This is a genomic window from Kitasatospora sp. NPDC059795 (genome assembly GCF_042732175.1).
Classification (GTDB): domain Bacteria; phylum Actinomycetota; class Actinomycetes; order Streptomycetales; family Streptomycetaceae; genus Kitasatospora.
In genome coordinates this window covers 354,865-372,943 of record NZ_JBHWID010000008.1, presented here as the reverse complement: position 1 = coordinate 372,943, position 18,079 = coordinate 354,865, and the positions used below count along the sequence as shown (strand labels likewise).

The 18,079-nt window shown below is 71.8% G+C and carries 14 protein-coding genes and 1 riboswitch; of the genes, 7 read left to right on the top strand and 7 right to left on the bottom strand.

The features are described from left to right. Positions 1–554: 554 nt before the first annotated feature. Genes ACFV4P_RS19360 through ACFV4P_RS19350 form a run of 3 tightly spaced genes read right to left on the bottom strand, consistent with a single transcriptional unit; the run spans position 555 to position 3,801 of the window. Positions 555–1,637 (bottom strand): threonine aldolase family protein, encoded by a 1,083-nt coding sequence (locus ACFV4P_RS19360; RefSeq protein WP_380472620.1) that lies wholly within the window; start codon positions 1,635–1,637, stop codon positions 555–557. Further along, a complete protein-coding gene (locus ACFV4P_RS19355; protein WP_073813111.1) occupies positions 1,634–2,404 on the bottom strand; it encodes an SDR family oxidoreductase in 771 nt (256 codons plus the stop codon). Before ACFV4P_RS19355 ends, ACFV4P_RS19360 begins: the two co-directional genes overlap by 4 nt. Continuing rightward, the gene (locus ACFV4P_RS19350; RefSeq protein WP_380472590.1) at positions 2,401–3,801 is read right to left on the bottom strand and encodes a DUF6421 family protein; all 1,401 of its coding nucleotides are present in this window, start codon (positions 3,799–3,801) and stop codon (positions 2,401–2,403) included. The genes ACFV4P_RS19355 and ACFV4P_RS19350 overlap by 4 nt, the downstream gene beginning before the upstream one ends. A gap of 460 nt (positions 3,802–4,261) precedes the next feature. On the opposite strand from ACFV4P_RS19350, the gene ACFV4P_RS19345 reads away from it, so the two are divergent. Further along, positions 4,262–4,825, top strand: coding sequence for a DUF5134 domain-containing protein (locus ACFV4P_RS19345; RefSeq protein WP_380472588.1), 564 nt, complete (start codon positions 4,262–4,264; stop codon positions 4,823–4,825). A 162-nt stretch (positions 4,826–4,987) separates the two neighbouring features. Beyond that, positions 4,988–5,935 carry a M56 family metallopeptidase gene (locus ACFV4P_RS19340; protein WP_380472586.1) on the top strand — a complete coding sequence of 316 codons (948 nt, stop codon included), beginning with the start codon at positions 4,988–4,990 and terminating at the stop codon, positions 5,933–5,935. A gap of 131 nt (positions 5,936–6,066) precedes the next feature. On the opposite strand, the gene ACFV4P_RS19335 is transcribed toward ACFV4P_RS19340, so the two are convergent. Further along, the gene (locus ACFV4P_RS19335) at positions 6,067–6,486 is read right to left on the bottom strand and encodes a MarR family winged helix-turn-helix transcriptional regulator (RefSeq protein ID WP_380472584.1); all 420 of its coding nucleotides are present in this window, start codon (positions 6,484–6,486) and stop codon (positions 6,067–6,069) included. An 88-nt stretch (positions 6,487–6,574) separates the two neighbouring features. Here ACFV4P_RS19335 and ACFV4P_RS19330 point away from each other — a divergent pair, with 88 nt between their 5' ends. After that, entirely contained in the window at positions 6,575–8,041 is a 1,467-nt protein-coding gene (locus ACFV4P_RS19330; protein WP_380472582.1) for an MFS transporter, read from the top strand. 277 nt (positions 8,042–8,318) lie between these two features. Here ACFV4P_RS19330 and ACFV4P_RS19325 read toward each other — a convergent pair whose 3' ends face one another. Beyond that, positions 8,319–9,185, bottom strand: a complete 867-nt coding sequence (locus ACFV4P_RS19325; RefSeq protein ID WP_380472580.1) for a helix-turn-helix domain-containing protein — start codon at positions 9,183–9,185, stop codon at positions 8,319–8,321. A gap of 418 nt (positions 9,186–9,603) precedes the next feature. Between ACFV4P_RS19325 and ACFV4P_RS19320 the strand changes: the two genes are divergently transcribed. Continuing rightward, complete coding sequence (locus ACFV4P_RS19320) at positions 9,604–10,128, top strand: ATP-binding protein (RefSeq protein ID WP_380472578.1); 525 nt, start codon at positions 9,604–9,606, stop codon at positions 10,126–10,128. A gap of 181 nt (positions 10,129–10,309) precedes the next feature. Here ACFV4P_RS19320 and ACFV4P_RS19315 read toward each other — a convergent pair whose 3' ends face one another. Further along, positions 10,310–10,549, bottom strand: coding sequence for a DUF397 domain-containing protein (locus ACFV4P_RS19315; RefSeq protein WP_380472576.1), 240 nt, complete (start codon positions 10,547–10,549; stop codon positions 10,310–10,312). Positions 10,550–10,897: 348 nt separating this feature from the next. Here ACFV4P_RS19315 and ACFV4P_RS19310 point away from each other — a divergent pair, with 348 nt between their 5' ends. Further along, positions 10,898–11,797: a hypothetical protein gene (locus ACFV4P_RS19310; RefSeq protein ID WP_380472575.1), complete on the top strand. Its 900-nt coding sequence runs from the start codon at positions 10,898–10,900 to the stop codon at positions 11,795–11,797. A 64-nt stretch (positions 11,798–11,861) separates the two neighbouring features. On the opposite strand, the gene ACFV4P_RS19305 is transcribed toward ACFV4P_RS19310, so the two are convergent. Beyond that, the gene (locus ACFV4P_RS19305; RefSeq protein WP_380472573.1) at positions 11,862–13,898 is read right to left on the bottom strand and encodes a hypothetical protein; all 2,037 of its coding nucleotides are present in this window, start codon (positions 13,896–13,898) and stop codon (positions 11,862–11,864) included. 480 nt (positions 13,899–14,378) lie between these two features. After that, positions 14,379–14,550, top strand: a riboswitch (cyclic di-AMP (ydaO/yuaA leader). On the opposite strand from ACFV4P_RS19305, the gene ACFV4P_RS19300 reads away from it, so the two are divergent. Beyond that, entirely contained in the window at positions 14,537–15,853 is a 1,317-nt protein-coding gene (locus ACFV4P_RS19300) for a transglycosylase family protein (protein WP_380472571.1), read from the top strand. (Overlaps the previous riboswitch by 14 nt.) A 273-nt stretch (positions 15,854–16,126) precedes the next feature. After that, on the top strand, positions 16,127–18,052 hold the full coding sequence (locus ACFV4P_RS19295) for an AMP-dependent synthetase/ligase (protein WP_380472569.1): 1,926 nt from the start codon (positions 16,127–16,129) through the stop codon (positions 18,050–18,052). The last annotated feature ends 27 nt before the right edge of the window (positions 18,053–18,079 follow it).

The window sequence follows — 18,079 nt, the reverse complement described above, 5'->3', positions numbered from 1 at the left end:
GATGTCAACATATCTGGCGTTGACTTTTGGCACGCTGTTGAGTTCTCAAGGAACGGACGCTTCCTTCGAGCCGCATTCCTGCGGACCCTCCGGGCGCTTCGTTTCAATGTACTGCGTTCTTTCGTGTTCTCAGCTTATCAGATGTTCTCCGCTCCGTTTTCCGGAGTTTCGATCCGACTTGCTGTTTGTCTTCCCCGCCTCGCGGCCGTTCCGACGTTTCAAACTCTAGCCGATCCCCGCTCCGAAAAGCGAATCCGCCGCAATCTCCGAAAACGCGCACAGCAAATACGAACGGAGACGCGAAAAGGACGCGACCCGACACGGATCAACTGGGTGGTTCCAAGGGATTGGCCGCCCCGGGACCGTCCACACAGATGCGTGTCCGGTGCTCCCTGCCGAGCGACCAGTGAACACTACGCCGGATCCGTCCCAGGCGCAAACACCTCCAGGTCGGGCCACCGAAACCCGCCCACCGACGCCGACGGCCGGCCCGGAAGAAGTCTTCCGGGCCGGCCGTCGCACAGCAGACCGAGCAGGCGAGCGGGCGAGCGCCGTCAGGCGTCGCGGCCCATCTCCTCCGCGATCGCGGCAGCGAACGCGTCGATGTCGGCCTCGGTGGTGTCGAAGGCGGCCATCCAGCGGACCTCGCCGGTGTGCTCGTCCCAGAAGTAGAAGCGGTAGCGCTTCTGGAGGCGCTCGCTGACCTCGCGCGGGAGGAGCGCGAAGACGGCGTTGGCCTTGACGGGGCGGACCACGGTGACGCCGGGGATGTCGCGGACGGCGGCCTCCAGGCGGAGCGCCATCGCGTTGGCGTGGCCGGCGTTGCGGAGCCAGAGGTCGCCGGTGAGGAGGGCCTCGAACTGGACCGAGACGAAGCGCATCTTCGAGGCGAGCTGCATCGACATCTTGCGCAGGTACTTGAGGTCGCGAACCCGCTCGGGGTTGAGGACGACCACGGCCTCGCCGAACAGCAGGCCGTTCTTGGTGCCGCCGAAGGAGAGGACGTCGACGCCGGCGTCGGTGGTGAACTCGCGGAACGGGACGCCGAGGGTGGCGGCCGCGTTGGCGAGCCGGGAGCCGTCCATGTGGACGAGCATGCCGCGCTCGTGGGCGTGCTCGCAGATCGCCCGGACCTCGTCGACGGTGTAGAGGGTGCCGAGTTCGGTGGACTGGGTGATGGAGACGGCGAGCGGCTGGGCGCGGTGCTCGTCGCCCCAGCCCCAGGCCTGCTGGTCGATCAGCTCGGGGGTGAGCTTGCCGTCCGGGGTGGGGACGGTGTGGATCTTGATGCCGGCGAGCTTCTCGGGCGCGCCGCACTCGTCCACGTTGATGTGCGCGGTGGCGGCGGCGATCACCGCTCCCCAGCGCGGCAGCAGGGCCTGCAGGGCGACCACGTTGGCGCCGGTGCCGTTGAAGACGGGGAACGCCTCGGCCCGGTCGCCGAAGTGGCGGCGGAAGACGGTCTGCAGGTGCTCGGTGTACTGGTCCTCGCCGTACGCGACCTGGTGGCCGTCGTTGGCGAGGGCTATCGCGGCGAGGATCTCGGGGTGCACGCCGGCGTAGTTGTCGCTGGCGAAGCCGCGCACTGCGGGGTCGTGGTGCCGTACTGCGTCGGTCGGGCCGAAGGGGGTGGTCATCGGGCTGTCAGCCACAGGTGCTGTCCGTTCAGTTCTGCTGCGGGGCGGTCCCAGAGGCCCGCCAGGGTGGTGGCCAGGTCGGCGGTGTCGGTGAAGCCCGGGAACTTGGCGTCCGGCTTCTCGGCACGCATCTCGGGGCTGACCAAGGCCTTGATGACCAGGATCGCAGCTGCGGCGGTGGGGGTGCCGTCCTCGGCGGTGGTCTCCTTCACGAAGGAGTTCGCCATGGCGAGGGTCCAGGCCTCGGTGGCGGCCTTGGCGGCGGCGTACGCGGCGCCGCCCGCGGTGGGCTTGTGCGCGGCGGCGGCGGAGACCATGGCGTACCGGCCGTCGGTGCTGCGCAGCAGGGCGGGCTGGAAGGCCAGCGAGGTGTGCTGGAGGGTGCGCACGACGGTGTCGTGCAGGAAGTCCCAGTCGTCGATGCGGGAGTCGTGGAAGGTCTTGCTTCCGCGCCAGCCGCCGACCAGGTGGAACAGGGCGTCGATGTGGCCGTGCTCGGCTTCGAGGTGGTCGGCCCAGTCGTGGACTTCCTGCGGGTCGAGCAGGTCGATGACCTGGCCGGTGATCTTCGCGCCGGGCACGGCGGTGCGGATGCCGTCGATGACCCGGTCCAGGCGCTGCTGGTCGATGTCGGCGCCGATCACGGTGGCGCCGTCGGCGGCGAGGCGGCGCAGGGTGGCCTGGCCGGCGGGGCCGCTGGCTCCGGCGACGGCGATGACCTTGCCGTCGAGCGGGCGGGCGGTCTCGGTACGGGCGGCGGCGGTCACGCGGCGATCTCCTCGACGTCGGCGCTGGTGATGCCCTTGGTGTCGGCGATCACGCGGCTGAGCTTCTTGGCCAGGGCTTCGTAGAACATGCTGAGCGGGAACTCGTCGGGGTGGACGGCGTCGCAGAGGGCCTTGCGGAGCGCCTTGTCGTCGGCGAGGTCGAGCGGGAGCGCCTCGGGGCCCTTGGCCCAGGTGGAGGCGGGGTGCGGGGTGAGGTACTGGGAGACCAGCTGGTAGGCGGCGATCCAGTGGGCGGTCTTGGGCCGGTCGATGCCGTCGCGGTAGAGGGTCTCGATCTCGGCGCAGAGCTCGTTGGTGACCTCGGCGACGCGCGACCAGTCGATGGTGAGGCGGTTGTCGCGCCAGCGCAGGGCGTCGTGCTTGTGCAGGTAGGCGAAGAGCAGCTGGCCGCCCATGCCGTCGTAGTTGCGGACCCGGTCGCCGGTGACCGGGAAGCGGAACATCCGGTCGAAGAGGACGGCGTACTGGACGTCGCGGCCCTGGGTGTAGCCCTCGGCCTCCAGCTTGACCGACTCCTTGAAGGTGTTCAGGTCACAGCGGAGCTCTTCGAGGCCGTACATCCAGAACGGGCTGCGCTGCTTGATCATGAACGGGTCGAAGGGCAGGTCGCCGTGGCTGTGGGTGCGGTCGTGGACGAGGTCCCACAGGACGAAGGTCTGCTGAACGCGGTCCTGGTCCTGGAGCAGGCTCGCCGCGTCGGCGGGGATGTCGAGGCCGAGCTGGCGGACGGCGCTGGTGGAGACGGTGCGGAAGCGGGCGGCCTCGCGGTCGCAGAAGATGCCGCCCCAGGTGAAACGTTCCGGCGCTTCGCGGACGGCCACCGTCTCGGGGAACAGCACGGCGGAGTTGGTGTCGTAGCCGGCGGTGAAGTCGTCGAAGGTGATGCCGAGGTAGCCCGGGTTGTCGAAGCGGGTCTTCTCCAGCTCGGCGATCCACTCGGGCCAGACGACCTTCAGCAGGACGGCTTCCAGGTTCCGGTTCGGGTTGCCGTTCTGGGTGTACATCGGGAAGACGACCAGGTGGCCGATGCCGTCGATGCGCTGCTCGTTGGGGCGGAAGGCCATCAGCGAGTCCAGGAAGTCGGGCTCCCGGTAGCCGGTGTCGGCCCACTTGCCGAGGTCGGTCCGGACGGCGGCGAGGTACTCGGCGTCGTGCGGGAAGTGCGGGGCGAGCTCGGCCACGGCGGACTGCACGGTCTCGACCAGCGGGTCGACGGTGGTGCGGGGCACGGCGGCGAGGTCGATCGAGCCGTCCTTGGACTGCAGGGGCCGGAGGGCCTCGACGGCGTCCTTGAGAGCCAGCCAGGCCGGGTGCCCGGCGAGGTCGACGGTGGGGGCGTCGCCCGCGGCCGCGAGCGTCGGCGAAAGATTCTGCATCACAGGCTCACTTCGACAGGAGTTATTTCGACAAGACCACGTTAAATGCGAAAGGTTCTCCGGCTCAAGGGCAACTTGACGGCGGACACTCCAGTTCGTAGCGCTGACGACCTTGGTCCCTTACGGGATGGATGAAACGGACAGATCCGGCGATGCTTCCGGTACGGCCGACCCTCCCCCGCCCCCGAACCACCCGCCACCGGGGCCGGACCGCACCGTCACCGACCGTGCCGACCGCCCTCCGGCCGCCGCGCAGCCGCCGCGCCGAGCGCCGCCCGAGCACCGCCCGACCGCTGCCCGAGCACGGCCCGGCCGCAACCCGATCACCGCCCGGACGGGGCTTTCACGCCGGGCGCGCCCCCGCGCGCGCCTCGATGCGCCCCCACGCACGCCCTCCTGCCTCCGGTCGCGGTCGGTGATCGTGGAGGGGGCTCCGTACATCCGGCCAGAGGGGGAGGCGATGCACGGACCGGCACTGGTCAACTGGCTGCTGGCGGCACTGGCCGTGGGCAGCGGCGGTTACTGCGGGTGGCGGGTCCGGCAGCTCGGGCGGGGGCGGCAGGTCGCCGGGTCCTGCGGACACGACCGACCGGCCGGCCGGGAGTCGGACGCGTTGGAGGCCGCGATGGGCCTCGGCATGGCGGGGATGGCCCTGCTGCCGGGCGTGGCCTGGGGCTGGCCGTACGCGCTGCTGGCGGCGGTGCTGCTGGTGGGCGCGCTGGCCGGGCGCGGCGGCTCGGGACTGCGGGCGCACCGCCTGCACCACGGGATCGGCGCGCTGGCGATGGCGTACATGGCGCTGGCGATGGCGGGCGGCCCGCCGGGCGGGCACGCCGGGCACCACTCCCAACCGGGCGGGTTGCCGCTGGTCACGGGTCTGCTACTGGTGTACTTCGGCGGCTACGCGCTCTGGGAGGGCAGCCGGGTGATCGCAGCGGGCGGTGCGGCGGTGGCGGCGCCGCTGCCGCGGGCCTGCCGGGCGGCGATGGGGATCGGGATGTTCGCGATGCTGCTGACCATGTGAACCGGGCGGTGCGGGAATTGATCTGACGGAGCGTCCGAAACCCTGTGGGGACGTGGTGTTGGTCACTGGGGGCACCCGGACGTTCCCCGTCGGCGTGAGGAGGCATAGGTTGGGGGGAAGCGCATCGCCGCGCCTCGAATCCCTCCTCGGGGAGCCCCTGTCATGACGGCACTGCTGAGCCTGTTGCTGCTCGGACTGCTGCTCGCCACCGTGGCGCCGAGCCGTCTGGCCCGGGCCCGCTGGCCCGAGCGAGAACCCGTGTTGGCCTTGCTGGTCTGGCAGATGCTGGTGGTCGCGGTGCTGCTGTGTTGCGTGCTGAGTCTGCTGCTGGCGAGTGCCGCGGCGCTGCCGGCCTGGCGGGACGTGGTCTTCTCGGGCGCCCCGGACGGGGTCCCGGAGGCGTACGGCCTTGCGGGCCGCGAGGGTTGGGGCCGGCTGTCGGCGGCGGTACTGGCGGCGGGCGGGCTGTGGACGGCGCTGTCGCTGGCCCGGGAGATCCGTTCGGCGCGTGCGGAGCGCGGCCACCGGCACGCCCAACTGGTTCGGCGGGCCCCCGAGTTGCCGGCCTCGCTGCTGCCGCGCCAGCGGGCGGCGAAGGAGCCGCTGGTGGTGCTGGAGAACGTGCGGCCGCAGGTGTCGTCGCTGCCGGGGCCGCGGGCCCGGCTGGTGGTGACCACCGGCGCGCTGCAGCAGCTCTCCGACCGGGAGTTGGCGGCGGTGCTGAGCCACGAACAGGGTCACGTCCGGGCCCGGCACCACTGGTTGGCGCAGTGTGCGCAGGCACTGGCGACGGGCTTTCCGGGGGTGGGGGTGTTCTCCGCGTTCCGGGACCAGGTGGCGGTGCTGGTGGAGCTGGCGGCGGACGACCGGGCGGCGCGCCGGCACGGGCGGGTGACCACGGCGCTGGCACTGGCGGAGCTGAACAGCGAGGTGTTCGCGTCCTGCCCGCCGCGGCAGTTGGCGCAGTCCCCCGCCCGGGTGGACCGGCTGCTGCTGGGCGAGCCGCGGCTGCCCCGGCGCTCCCGGCTGGCGTGGACGCTGGCGGCGCTGGCCGCTCCCGTGGCGGCAGCGCTGATCGCGGCCGCACCGGGCCTCTCCACCCTGCTCTGAGGCCGCTCTGCTCTGAGGCCACCCTGCCCTGAAGCCACGCCGCCCTGGGGCCACGCTGTCCTGAGACCACGCCGCCCTGAGGTCGCCCTGCCCCGAGGTCAGGCTGTTCCGAGGGCTCCGGGGCCGGTCGGTCAGTCCGTCGGCGGCAGCGTCTCGGCGAGGATCCGGCGGTGCACGGGGCGGGCCTTGCGGTAGCGCTCGCGGCCCTCGTCGGTGAGGGAGACGAAGATGCCGCGGCGGTCGTCCTGGCACAGCGAGCGCTCCACCAGGCCGGCCTTCTCCATCCGGGCGACCAGCCGGGAGAACGCGCTCTGGCTGAGGTGCACGGCACCGGAGAGGACCTGCGCGCGCGAGCCCGCCTGCGCCTCCTCCTGCTCGAACTCCCAGAGGCGCTCCAGCAGTTCGAACTCGCTGACGCCGATTCCGAAGGCCTCGCCGAGCTCGCGGTCTATCGCGCAGGACGTGGCCGCGTGGCAGGCCAGGACGGCGCGCCACTTCTCGCTGAGCGCCGTCTCCGCAGCTGGGTCACGGTCTGGATCTGGGTCGGTCACGCCGCTACGTTAGCACATGCGTACGCATCTGTTGCGAGTGCATTAAATGCGTTTGCATCGCATGCACATGCATGTAGCGTTCGGTGCCATGACCGACACGCGATGGACCCCTCGCCTCTGGGGCGCCCTGGTGGTGCTCTGCGCCGCCATGTTCCTGGACGCCCTCGACGTCTCGATGGTGGGCGTCGCCCTGCCCTCGATCGGCGCCGACCTGCATCTCTCCGACTCCGCCCTGCAATGGGTGGTGAGCGGCTACGTCCTGGGTTACGGCGGCCTGCTGCTGCTCGGCGGCCGCGCCGCCGACCTGCTCGGCCGTCGCCGGGTCTTCCTGATAGCCCTGGCCGTGTTCGCCGGCGCCTCGCTGCTCGGCGGCCTGGTCGACAGCGGCCCGCTGCTGATCGGCGCCCGCTTCCTGAAGGGCATCAGCGCCGCGTTCACCGCCCCGGCCGGCCTCTCCATCATCACCACCACGTTCGCCGAGGGCCCGGCCCGCAACCGCGCGCTGTCCATCTACACCACCTGCTCCGCGGCCGGTTTCTCGCTGGGCCTGGTGATCAGCGGGCTGCTGACGTCGGCCGGCTGGCGGCTGACGTTCCTGATGCCCGTCCCGATCGCGCTGATCGCGCTGCTCGCCGGCATCAAGCTGCTGCCCCGTCAGCGCGAGCAGCGCAGCTCCGGCGGGTACGACGTGGCGGGCGCGATCACCGGCACCGTCGCCGTCCTGCTGCTGGTGTTCACGGTCACGGAGGCGCAGGGCGCGGGCTGGCTGTCGCTGCGCACGATCGGCTCGCTGCTGCTGGTGGTGGCGCTGGCCGCGGCCTTCCTGGCGATCGAGGCGCGCACCGCGCACCCGCTGGTGCGGCTCGGCATCTTCCGCAGCGCGGGCGTGCGCCGGGCCAACCTGACGGCGCTGACGCTGATGGGCTCGTACGCGGGCTTCCAGTTCGTGGCCACGCTGTACCTGCAGCGGCTGCTCGGCTGGTCCGCGCTGGAGACGGCGCTCGGCCTGCTGCCGGGCGGCGCGATCGTCGCCCTCTCGGCCGGCTCGGTCAGCCGCCTGCTGGACAGGTTCGGCCCGGAGCGGGTGCTCCCGGTCGGCGTGGCCTCGATGGTCACGGGCTACGCGCTCTTCCTGCGGCTGGACGAGCACAGCTCCTTCCTCGGCCTGGTGCTGCCCAGCATGCTGCTGATCGGCGCGGGCTTCGCGCTCGGCTTCCCCTCGATCAACGTCGCGGCCACCAACGGCGTGGCGGACGACGAACAGGGCCTCGCCTCGGGCCTGGTGAACACCGCGCTCCAGGTGGGCGGCGCGATCGTGCTGGCCGTCACCACGGCGGTGCTCACCGCGGGCTCCGGCGGCGGCACGGACGCGCACGCCCAACTCGCCGGGTACCGGCCCGCCCTGCTGCTGGTGACGGGCACCACCACGCTCGGCCTGCTGATCGCGCTCACCGGCGCGCTGCGCAGCGGCCGCCGCAAGGCCGCCGCCGAGCCGGCCCCGGTGCCGGACTACCAGTACCGGGCGGTGCAGCAGGAGGTGCTGTCGGAGCGCTGATCATCTCCGGGCCCGGCCGGCCCGATACCGGAGCGTCCGAGAAGGCGTCGGGGCCGGCTCCACCAAACCCCCGTGTTGGTGGAGCCGGAATGCCGCTCGTTCCGCTCCCCGGTGGCCGGGGGTGACGGCGGCGCAGTCACCATGGCAGTTGTCCGGTCCGCGGTCAATCGGGTTCACCGCGCCGATACCGAACTGCGTCCGGGGCGGCCCGCGGAGCCCGGCACCGGATGCCCCGTGGACCCCGGCCGGGGCCTTGAGACACCGGGAGCCCCTGCCGTCACTGGCTCTTGAGGATGCCCTGCAGCAGGTCGATGGTCTGCTGCGGCGTCAGGCTGTCCACGCAGAGCCGCTCCATGACCTGCACGTACTCGTCCACGTCGTCGCGCTTGTCCAGGTACAGCGCGCTGGTGAGCTGCTCCAGGTAGACCACGTCCGGCAGGTCCTGCTCGGGGAAGCGCAGCACCGAGAACGCGCCGCTCTCACCGGCGTGCGCGCCGAACCGGAAGGGCATCACCTGGAGGACCACGCTGGGGAGTTGGGCGAGCTCCAGCAGGTGTTCCAGCTGGGCGCGCATCACCTCGGGGCCGCCGACGGGGCGGCGCAGCGCGGCCTCGTCGATGACGGCCCACAGCTTGGGGCCGCGGCCGTCGGTGAGCAGCTTCTGCCGCCGGGCGCGCAGTGCGACCCGGCGTTCGATCTCGTCGTCGGCGAGCACGGGGCGGTTCTGCGCGAAGATCGCCCGGGCGTACTCCTCGCACTGGAGCAGGCCGGGGATGAACTGCACCTCGTAGGTGCGGATCAGTGCGGCGGCCTCCTCCAGGCCCATGTAGGTCTGGAACCAGTTGGGCAGCACGTCGTTGTAACTGTGCCACCAGCCGGACTTGTTGGCCTCGCGGACCAGGGCGAGCAGGGTCTCGCGCTCCGGGCCTCCGGCCAGGCCGTAGAGGCTGAGCAGGTCGGCGACGTCGCGCTCCTTGAAGGAGACCCGGCCGAGTTCCATCCGGCTGATCTTGGATTCCGAGGCGCGGATCGCGTAGCCGGCGTCCTCCCGACTGATCCCGCAGCTGTCGCGGAGTCGGCGGAGCTGGGAGCCGAGGAGGATGCGGCGAACCATCGAGCCCCCACCGGGCTGCACTGTGGTCATCTGACCAAACCTCCACTCGGAAAGACCAGTTGCACAGTCTGCCATCACTTGGACGCACTGAGTGCCGGTAGTGATGCGCCGGGCTACCGGTTCTGACGCGCAGACACCATCTTGCACGTGCATCCGGTGCATGCATATGCCAATCGCACGACTGCACGTGAATCGACTCTTGCATCTGCCGTGAGCGCAGAGGACCATGGTGCACGTGCACTTGCACGCCCTTGGCAACCCCGCGGGCTCCGCGTCGACAGCTTGCGCGATTCCGCACACCCGTCCCGGCAACGCCCGTGCGTCGCTGGGTACTTGCGTGTGCGCGCAGCGGTCCGGCACGGCGGCAGAGCGGCCGAGCGAGTCGGAGGTGACCGGCATGACCCCGGTGGGTCCCGCCGTGTCCGCCCCCTTATGGGAGGAGCTCTTCATGAGCACCGGTACGGCCCTGGCGACCGACCCGCATGTGGTCAGCTGTACGCTCGCTCCCCGCTTCGAAGCCGTGCGCACCGCGCGGGAGTTCGCCCGAACCACCCTCGAAGGCTGGGGACTCGGCGACCTCTTCGACGATGTCGCCCTGGTGGCCTCGGAGTTGGTGACCAACGCGCTGCGGCACGCCCTCGGCCAGCACGAGCCGTCCCGTGTCCCGACCCAGACCGCGCCCCAACTGGCCGTCGGCTCGCTGCCGATCCGGATCAGCCTGGTGCACCGGGCCCCGCAGGTGGTGTGCGCGGTGAGCGACCCGTCCAGCTCCGGCCCGATCGCCCGCGAGGCCGACTTCGTGGCGGAGTCCGGCCGCGGTCTGCACCTGGTGGACTCCTTCTCCCGCTCCTGGGGCTGGCACCCGCTGGCGGGCGCGGGGAAGGTGGTGTGGGCACTGTTCGACGCCCGCATACCTGAGGCCCTCGTCGAACCCTCGGTGCCGAACCTCGGCCGGCACCGCCGCTCCGCCTGACGCCCGCGACTCTTCCGCTCCTCCGAATCCGCGCCCGCCCGGACCTGCGCCCGCCCGAATCCGCACCTGCCCGAATCCGCATCGGCCCGCCCCCGCACCCGCACGGGGAGCCCTGCGGAAAACACGAAGGCCGTCGTGGGTTCTCCCACGACGGCCAGGCTGCAGCACTGCTGATGTTCCGTCAGGACGCGGAACCAAGGTGGTCGAACTCCCCGTCCTTCACACCGAGCAGCATGGCGTCGATCTCCGCCCGGGTGTAGACCAGCGCCGGCCCGTCGGGGAAACGCGAGTTGCGCATCGCGACGCCGCCGCCCGGCAGCGCGGCGAACTCCACACAGTTGCCCTTCGAGTTGCTGTAGCGGCTCTTCTGCCAGACGACGTCGAGCTCCGCCGCCGCCATGCCGTTGTACGCCTCACCCATTGATTTCTCCCCAGACCCTGGTGAATGCCTCACTTGACGTGATGATAGCTCGGCTGCACGTGCATCAGCACGAGAAATATCCCGTGCAGACGAACGTGCCAATGCCGACACCAAGCCTTCACAGGGCTGCAATTGACGGTGCGTAAGCGGACACAGCACAGCAAATCGGCCATCGCTCCATGACCGTCCGCACACAGCCGTCAGCGCGTTGTCGATCATCACCACCCGCCCCGCGCCTCACAGCCAGTCACAACTCGCGCTGTGATGACCGTCACTTCCTGGCGGAAAGCCGCCCGCTGTCGGCATCCGGCTGCAAGGCACGCTGGGCAATGTCCTACGATCTGGCCCATGAGCACCGCAGCCATCCCGGGCGCGCCACTGCCCGTCCGTACGCCAGGCTCCCGTGCGCGGGGGCGCCACCGCCGTCCCGAGCGCCCCGAGATCATGGCCGGTTCGCCTGCCCTGGTGCTGGCGGTTCCGGCCGTCGCCGGGCCGGACACCCGCCCGGCCGTCGAGGAGCTGCTGTCCATCGTGCGCGGCGACCAGCCGGGCATCGAGGTGACGGCCGCTTACCTGGGCGGCGAGGGCGCTCCGACCGTGGCCGACCTGCTGAGCGCGGCGGCCGAGGCCGGCCTGGCCGCGCCGGTGGTGGTGCCGCTGGTTCCGGGGCCGCACGAGTTCCTGCCGGAGCTGCACAAGGCCGCGGCCGAGACCGGCGCGCAGGTGCTGGACCCGCTGGGCCCGCACCCGCTGCTGGCCGAGGCCGTGCACGTGCGCCTGTCCGAGGCGGACCTCGCCCGCGCCGACCGCGCCCGCCTGTTCGCGATCGCCACCGCCGCCGACGGCGTGGTGCTGACCACCACCGGTGGCGAGGAGGCCGCTGCCGCCGCCGGCATCACCGGTGTGCTGCTGGCCGCCCGGCTCGCCGTGCCGGTCGTCCCGGCCGCGCTGGACGTGCCCGGCTCGGTCGCCGCGGCCGTCGCGCACCTGAAGTCGACCGGCTGCGCGCGTCCCGCGCTGGCTCCGCTGGTGATCGGCCCGGAGGCCGACCCGGAGCTGCTGGCCACGGCCGCCGAGGAGACCGGCTGCCCGAGCGCCGCCCCGATCGGCGCCTACCCGACGGTGGCTCAGCTGATCGCCTCCAGCTACCTGGCGGCGCTCCCCGAGCCCACCCAGGAGCAGCTGGAGGCCGCCGAGGCCGCGGCCGCCGAGCAGCGCACCACGTCGGGGGCGCACGCGGCGCGCTGACGCGCCGTCCGAGGACCGCGACGGGCGGGAGCAGCGCATCGACGCGTTCCCGCCCGTCGCGCTTTCACCCTCCCTGCACGCGGCCGGTCTTCGGCGCGCTGTCGGTGAACTTCAGTGCGGGCAGCACGACCTGGCGCGGCGGGGTGGGCGCGTTCGCGGGGCTGGTGGCGGCGTTCCACGGCCCGGCGGCGAGCCCGGGCGCGGGTTTGGCGAGCGCGACCGTCCCCGACTGCCCGGCCTTGCGGAACAGGATCTGCTTGGGCGCGGGCGCCTCCGGGTCGAGCCACAGCTCGGGCCCGTCGCCGAACTCGCAGTCCAGCACCGCGATGTCGTCGGGCTTGCCGTCGACGGTGGCCCGGAACGCCACCCCGGCCTTCCGGTAGCCGGTCAGCCGGCTGCGGCTCAACACCACCATTTCGCCGTCGAGTTGGTGCTTGAGGGTGGAGACCGCGTAGTCGGACTGCCCGGCGGCGTCGATCAGCAGCCCGTCGAGCACCGTGCCCTTGTCGCGGCCGAGCGCGTGCACGGCGATCCCGCCGGCGGCGTTGCCGTACAGCACCGAGGCGGTGCAGTCGAAGTCGTTCAGGTAGGCGCCGTGCTCGATGCCCCAGCCGCCGTTGTGGTAGGCGGCGAAGCCGGTGACGGTGTGGTGGTGTGCGGCGTTCAGCCAGACGAAGATGCCGTTCTCCAGGTTGTTGTGCGCCAGGCAGTTCTCGAACGTCCACACCCCCTCGCTGTTCTCCGGCCACTCGTACCCTGACGCGCCGGTGGCGCCCTGGACGCCGACGGCCACGCAGTCCCGGGCCGTCGAACCGGTGCCCGCGCCGAGGCTGAACCCGGTCAGCCGGTAGCCGCGCTGGTTGGGTTCGAAGACGGTGCGGGAGGCGACGCAGCCCAGGTAGCCGATGTCGTCGGACGGCCCCTGCGGATTGCGGGTGTCGCTCGGGCCGTCCCACCAGTACGCGTCCTCCCAGGTGTGGTGGGCGATGCAGCCCCGGAAGGTGATGCCGTGGCTCATGTGCGGCACGAACGCGTGGCTGCCCGCGTCGCGGACGACGACGCCCTCGACCACGGTGCCGCGCGAGGCGTCCTGCAGCATGTGGAAGTGCAGTCCGTACCGGCCGAGGACGGGTTCGGTGACGGGCTGCCCGTTCCAGCTGTCCTTCCCGGCGGCGCGCGGCCCGAGCCGGCTCAGCGCCGCGTGCCGGATGTCGGCCGGGCGGCTGGAGGTCAGGTGGACGTGGGCGCGGCCCTGTTCGGTGCCTTCGACCCGGACGTTGCGGGTCAGGTTGAGCACCTCCGCGCCGAACACCGCACCGCCGCCGACGCCCACCCGGGGGTGCGCGTGCTGGAGCGGCGCGGCGAGGGTGAGGTTCGGGCCGTCGATCCGCTGAATCGTCGCCAGGTCGTACGCCTCGGAGAAGCCCTCGGCGTCGGGCGGCGCGGTCGGGGTGACGGCGAGTTCGTCGCCCACCTGCCAGCCCTCGGGGGCGGCGGCCAGCCGCACCGTGCTCTCACCCGCCTTCAACTCCCCGGCGGCCCGCACCCACGCGGTCCGGGGTGCGCCGTCCAGGCGCAGGTAGCCGCTGCCGGTGACCCACAGGCCGGTGTCGGTGTCGACGACGGTCATGCCGCCGCCCTGGAAGCGGTGCTCGTCGATCCCGGGGAAGCGCAGCGTGTGCGTGTGCGCCGCATCGGGGGCGAGCGCGAGCACACCCCGCACCTCGACGTTCCCCCCGCTCTCCAGCGTCAGCGACCGGCCCTTGGCGAACACCAGCGAGCCGCCGGTGTCGATCAGCAGCGAGCCGACCCGGGCATCGGTGTCCAGCACCACCTTGTCGGTGATCCGAACAGCGCTCCCCGCCCCGGGTGCCTTCCCGCCCCACCCCTTGACGTCCGACCACTTCCGCCCACTCTCGTCCAACGCGGGCAGACCCTGCGTCGGCTGCGGGCCCGCGGGCGCCACCGCCGCCCCCGCGAGCGACTGCCGCAGCGCCACTCCCCCACCGACGGCCGTCACCGACCCGACCGCCAGCCAGGTCAGCATTCGCCGCCGCCCCAGCAACGGCCGCCGGTGCCGCCCGTTCTCCCACTGCTCCACGATGGCCGCCTCCCGAATCACCCAGCAGGGACTCCGAATCGTCGGGGGCAGCATAGGTGGCGGGTCCATCGGGAATCGGGGACTTCCACAACGGTTAAGCATTCTGACGTATCGTCATTCGTCAGTTCGACAGAAACGGGTGCCCGGCGGAGTTCCATGGTCCGTCAGCAAAGGCGGACAGAAGCACTCAAATCACCCCACTGACTCGATCGCAAATGCCACCAAGACGAACATTTACTCACCAAGCGGCATAACACCCTAAAACGGGCACAAGATCGCCAACTCCCTGACGGCGCAGCAGTTCTCGCCGACCCCACCGCAGTTCGCCGGGAATTCCTTGATCGCGCTTTCCGGGCCCGGTGACGGCCGTCACAGGCATTTGCTAATCATCCTTAAATCCGCTTAATCTCCTGCCCACGTTCGTGGACACACGGACCCAGCTCACCCGGAACGCCGAATCCTGCCGCCGGGCGAGCCGGCTCATGCGAAACGCACCGCGGCAGGGGCGGGGGAACCAGGTAAGTCGCCCTGGGGCGGTCCTGACGGACCGGTCCGGGGCTAGGGGTGAAGCCGGGCGCACCGGAAGGTGCGCGCGGCCGGGCAACTCCAGCCCGAATCCGACAGCTCACCTCGCAGGCGTGGGAGAGGAACGCACCTTCATGCTGCCCGTCAGCTCCAAGCGCGCCCGCCGTCTGATCGCCACCACCGGCGTGGTGGGCATCGGCCTCACCGTCCCCGGCCTGATGGCCGGCACCGCCTCCGCCGCCTCGGTCGCGACCTGGGACAAGGTCGCCCAGTGCGAGTCCACCGGCAACTGGTCGATCAACACCGGCAACGGTTTCTACGGCGGCCTCCAGTTCACCGCCTCCACCTGGGCCGCCTTCGGCGGTACCGCGTACGCCCCGCGCGCCGACCTGGCCACCAAGGACCAGCAGATCGCCGTCGCCGAGAAGGTGCTGGCCTCCCAGGGCCCCGGTGCCTGGCCGGTGTGCTCCGTCAAGGCCGGCCTGACCAAGGGCGGCGAGACCCCGCAGGTCGACACCTCCGCCAAGTCCTCCGGCTCGCAGGACACCGCGCAGAAGCAGTCCCCGGCCCCCAAGGCTCAGGCCCCCAAGGCTCAGACCCCGAAGACCCAGGCCCCGCAGAGCCAGGCCCCGAAGCAGGCTCCGAAGCAGCAGGCCCAGCCGCAGACCGCCCCGGCCGCCAAGGCGGACGGCAGCTACACCGTGGTGGCCGGCGACTGGCTGTCCGCCATCGCGCAGAACCAGCACGTCGATGGCGGCTGGCAGAAGCTCTACGACCTGAACCGCTCCGTGCTCACCGAGGGCGCGGACATGATCTACCCGGGTCAGAAGCTGGCGCTCGGCAACGTCTCGGTCGCCGAGGCCCCGGCCCAGCAGTCCGCCCCGGCCGCCAAGTCCTCCTCCAACGGCTCCACCTGGAAGAGCAACCGCTCCACGGGTTCCGACACCGCCCCGGCCAAGCCGAGCACCCCCGCCAAGCCGAGCACCCCGGCGAAGAGCACCCCCGCGACCACCACCGCGAAGACCACCACGACCACCACGACCAACGCCACCACCGCCGTCAAGGCGACCGGTTCGAAGGCCGCGGCGATCGACTTCGCGCTGTCCAAGGTCGGCCAGCCGTACATCTACGGCGGCACCGGCAACGGTGGCTGGGACTGCTCGGGCCTGACCCAGGCCGCGTTCCGTCAGGCCGGCATCAGCCTGCCGCGCGTCGCCGCCGACCAGGCCGACTACGCGACCCGTGTCTCGCTGAACAGCCTGCAGCCGGGCGACCTGCTGTTCTGGTCGAACAACGGCTCCAACTCGGGCGTCTACCACGTCGCGATCTACATCGGCGACGGCAAGTACGTCGAGGCCGCCAACCCGAAGTCGGGCGTGAAGACCGAGACCATCGCCAACTGGGCGCCGGACTTCGCCGGTCGCGTCTGACCCCTCGCACGGCACCCACGCACGGCACCCGCGCACGGCGCTCTCGCACGGCGCACATCCACCCGCACAACGCTGCCCCCGAAGACCTGGTCGGCTTCGGGGGCAGCGGCCTGTCCGACGTCGAAGCCGACGATCACGCTGGACGTGGACCTCGCGCTGGAGGTGCTGCTGAGCGACCAACCTCCGCTACCGGCAAGGAACTTACCGTCTAGTAAGTTTGCGACGGAGTCCCTACCCTGGGCGAACCCCCATCCCACCCAAGGGAGTTCGCTGATGGCACACCCCCTCGCCCGGGCCGCCCGCGCCGCGCACCTGCGCGACCGTGCACCCGTCGAAGTGCTGCGCGAGAACGACCGGGTCGTCGAGGCCCGCACCCCGTACCTGGTCCCGCCGCCGGACGCCGGCAGCCTCGCCGATCTGCCGTTCCGCAACGCCGAACTCGCCCCGGACGCCGAGGTGTTGACCAGGCGCCGACCGGGCGGCGGCTGGCAGCCGGTGACCGCCCGGCAGTTCGCCGACGAGGTCGCCGCGACCGCCCGCGGCCTGATCGCCGCCGGGGTGCGGCCCGGCGGCCGGATCGTGCTGATGTCCCGCACCCGCTACGAGTGGACGCTGCTGGACTTCGCCGCCTGGGCGGCCGGCGCGTCCCTGGTGCCGGTCTACCCGACCTCCTCGGTCGAGCAGACCGAGTGGATCCTCCGCGACTCGGGTGCGGTGCTGGCGGTCGCGGAGGACGCCGGCACCGCCGAGGCGCTCACCGCGGCGATCGCCCGCACCGGCGACACGGTGACGCTGTGGCGGCTGGACGAGGACGCCGTCGCCACCCTCGGCACGCTCGGAAAGGCCGTCCCCGATGGGGAGTTGACGCAGCGCCGGGCGGCGCTCGGCCCGGACAGCGAGGCCACCCTGATCTACACCTCCGGCACCACCGGCCGCCCCAAGGGCTGCCTGCTCACCCACGCCAACTTCCTCACCGAGGCGGCGAACTGCCACGCCATGCTGGAGCCGGTGTTCACCGCGGCGACCGGCGAGGCGCCGTCCACCCTGCTGTTCCTGCCGCTGGCACACGTGCTGGGCCGGATGATCCAGGTGACCTGCGTGTTCGGCCGGATCCGGTTCGGCCACAGCCCGTCCCTGAAGCCCGCCGAACTCCGGCCCGACCTGGCCGAGTTCGGCGCCACCTTCCTGGTCGGCGTGCCCTACCTGTTCGAGAAGATCCACCAAATGGGCCGGGCCGAGGCGCAGGCGAAGGGCGCGGTGCGGGTCTTCGACCGGGCCGCCGAGGTCGCGGTGCGCTACGCCCGCGCCGAACTCGCCGCGCTGTCCGGCGAGGGCGCCCCCGTCCCGCTGTCTCTGCGCCTCGCACACGGGCTGTACGACGCCCTGGTGTACCGCAGGGTGCGTCAGGCGATGGGCGGCCGGATCCGGTACGCGATCAGCGGCGGCTCCTCGATCGACCCGGAACTGCTGCTGTTCTTCGCCGGCGCGGGCGTGCTGGTGTACGAGGGCTACGGGCTGACCGAGACCACCGGCCCGTCCACCGTGAACCCGCCGCTGCGGCCCCGCCCGGGCACCGTCGGCCCGCCGGTGCCCGGCAGCGCGGTGCGGATCGCCGAGGACGGCGAGGTGTTCCTGAGCGGCGGCCAAATCTTCGACGGCTACTACGAGTTGGGCGCGGAGCGGCCCGAGCGGGAGCAGTGGTTCGCCACCGGCGACCTGGGGCGGCTCGACCAGGACGGCTACCTGACCATCACCGGCCGCAAGAAGGAGATCCTGGTGACCTCCGGCGGCAAGAACGTCTCCCCCGGCCCGCTGGAGGACCGGCTGCGCGCCCACCCGCTGATCAGCCAGTGCCTGGTGGTCGGCAACGGCCGCCCGTACGTGGGTGCGCTGATCACTCTCGACCCGGAAGCGGTGGAGCACTTCCTCCGCCAACGCCCGCCGACCGCCGCCACGGACACCGCCCCCGCACCCGAGATGACCAGCGCGATCCCGGTGCACCCCGCCGTGCTGGCCTCGCTCGCCGAGGCGGTCGGGGCCGTCAACTCGACCGTCTCACGCGCCGAGTCGATCCGCCGGGTGCGCGTGGTCGGCGGCGACTTCACCGAGGAACGCGGCCTGCTCACCCCGTCCCTGAAGGTCCGCCGGCAGGCCGTCACCACCGCCTACCGCCGCGACATCGAGCAGCTCTACACCTGAACACGCCTGCGGCCCCCGGGAGTTCCC

Excerpts from the sequence above, each read along its gene's own strand:
- ACFV4P_RS19340 (WP_380472586.1), top strand. The coding sequence starts at position 4,988 with ATGACGGCACTGCTGAGCCTGTTGCTGCTCGGACTGCTGCTCGCCACC.
- ACFV4P_RS19345 (WP_380472588.1), top strand. The coding sequence starts at position 4,262 with ATGCACGGACCGGCACTGGTCAACTGGCTGCTGGCGGCACTGGCCGTG.
- ACFV4P_RS19315 (WP_380472576.1), bottom strand. The coding sequence starts at position 10,549 with ATGGGTGAGGCGTACAACGGCATGGCGGCGGCGGAGCTCGACGTCGTC.
- ACFV4P_RS19325 (WP_380472580.1), bottom strand. The coding sequence starts at position 9,185 with ATGACCACAGTGCAGCCCGGTGGGGGCTCGATGGTTCGCCGCATCCTC.
- ACFV4P_RS19320 (WP_380472578.1), top strand. The coding sequence starts at position 9,604 with ATGAGCACCGGTACGGCCCTGGCGACCGACCCGCATGTGGTCAGCTGT.
- ACFV4P_RS19310 (WP_380472575.1), top strand. The coding sequence starts at position 10,898 with ATGAGCACCGCAGCCATCCCGGGCGCGCCACTGCCCGTCCGTACGCCA.
- ACFV4P_RS19295 (WP_380472569.1), top strand. The coding sequence starts at position 16,127 with ATGGCACACCCCCTCGCCCGGGCCGCCCGCGCCGCGCACCTGCGCGAC.
- ACFV4P_RS19350 (WP_380472590.1), bottom strand. The coding sequence starts at position 3,801 with ATGCAGAATCTTTCGCCGACGCTCGCGGCCGCGGGCGACGCCCCCACC.
- ACFV4P_RS19330 (WP_380472582.1), top strand. The coding sequence starts at position 6,575 with ATGACCGACACGCGATGGACCCCTCGCCTCTGGGGCGCCCTGGTGGTG.
- ACFV4P_RS19360 (WP_380472620.1), bottom strand. The coding sequence starts at position 1,637 with ATGACCACCCCCTTCGGCCCGACCGACGCAGTACGGCACCACGACCCC.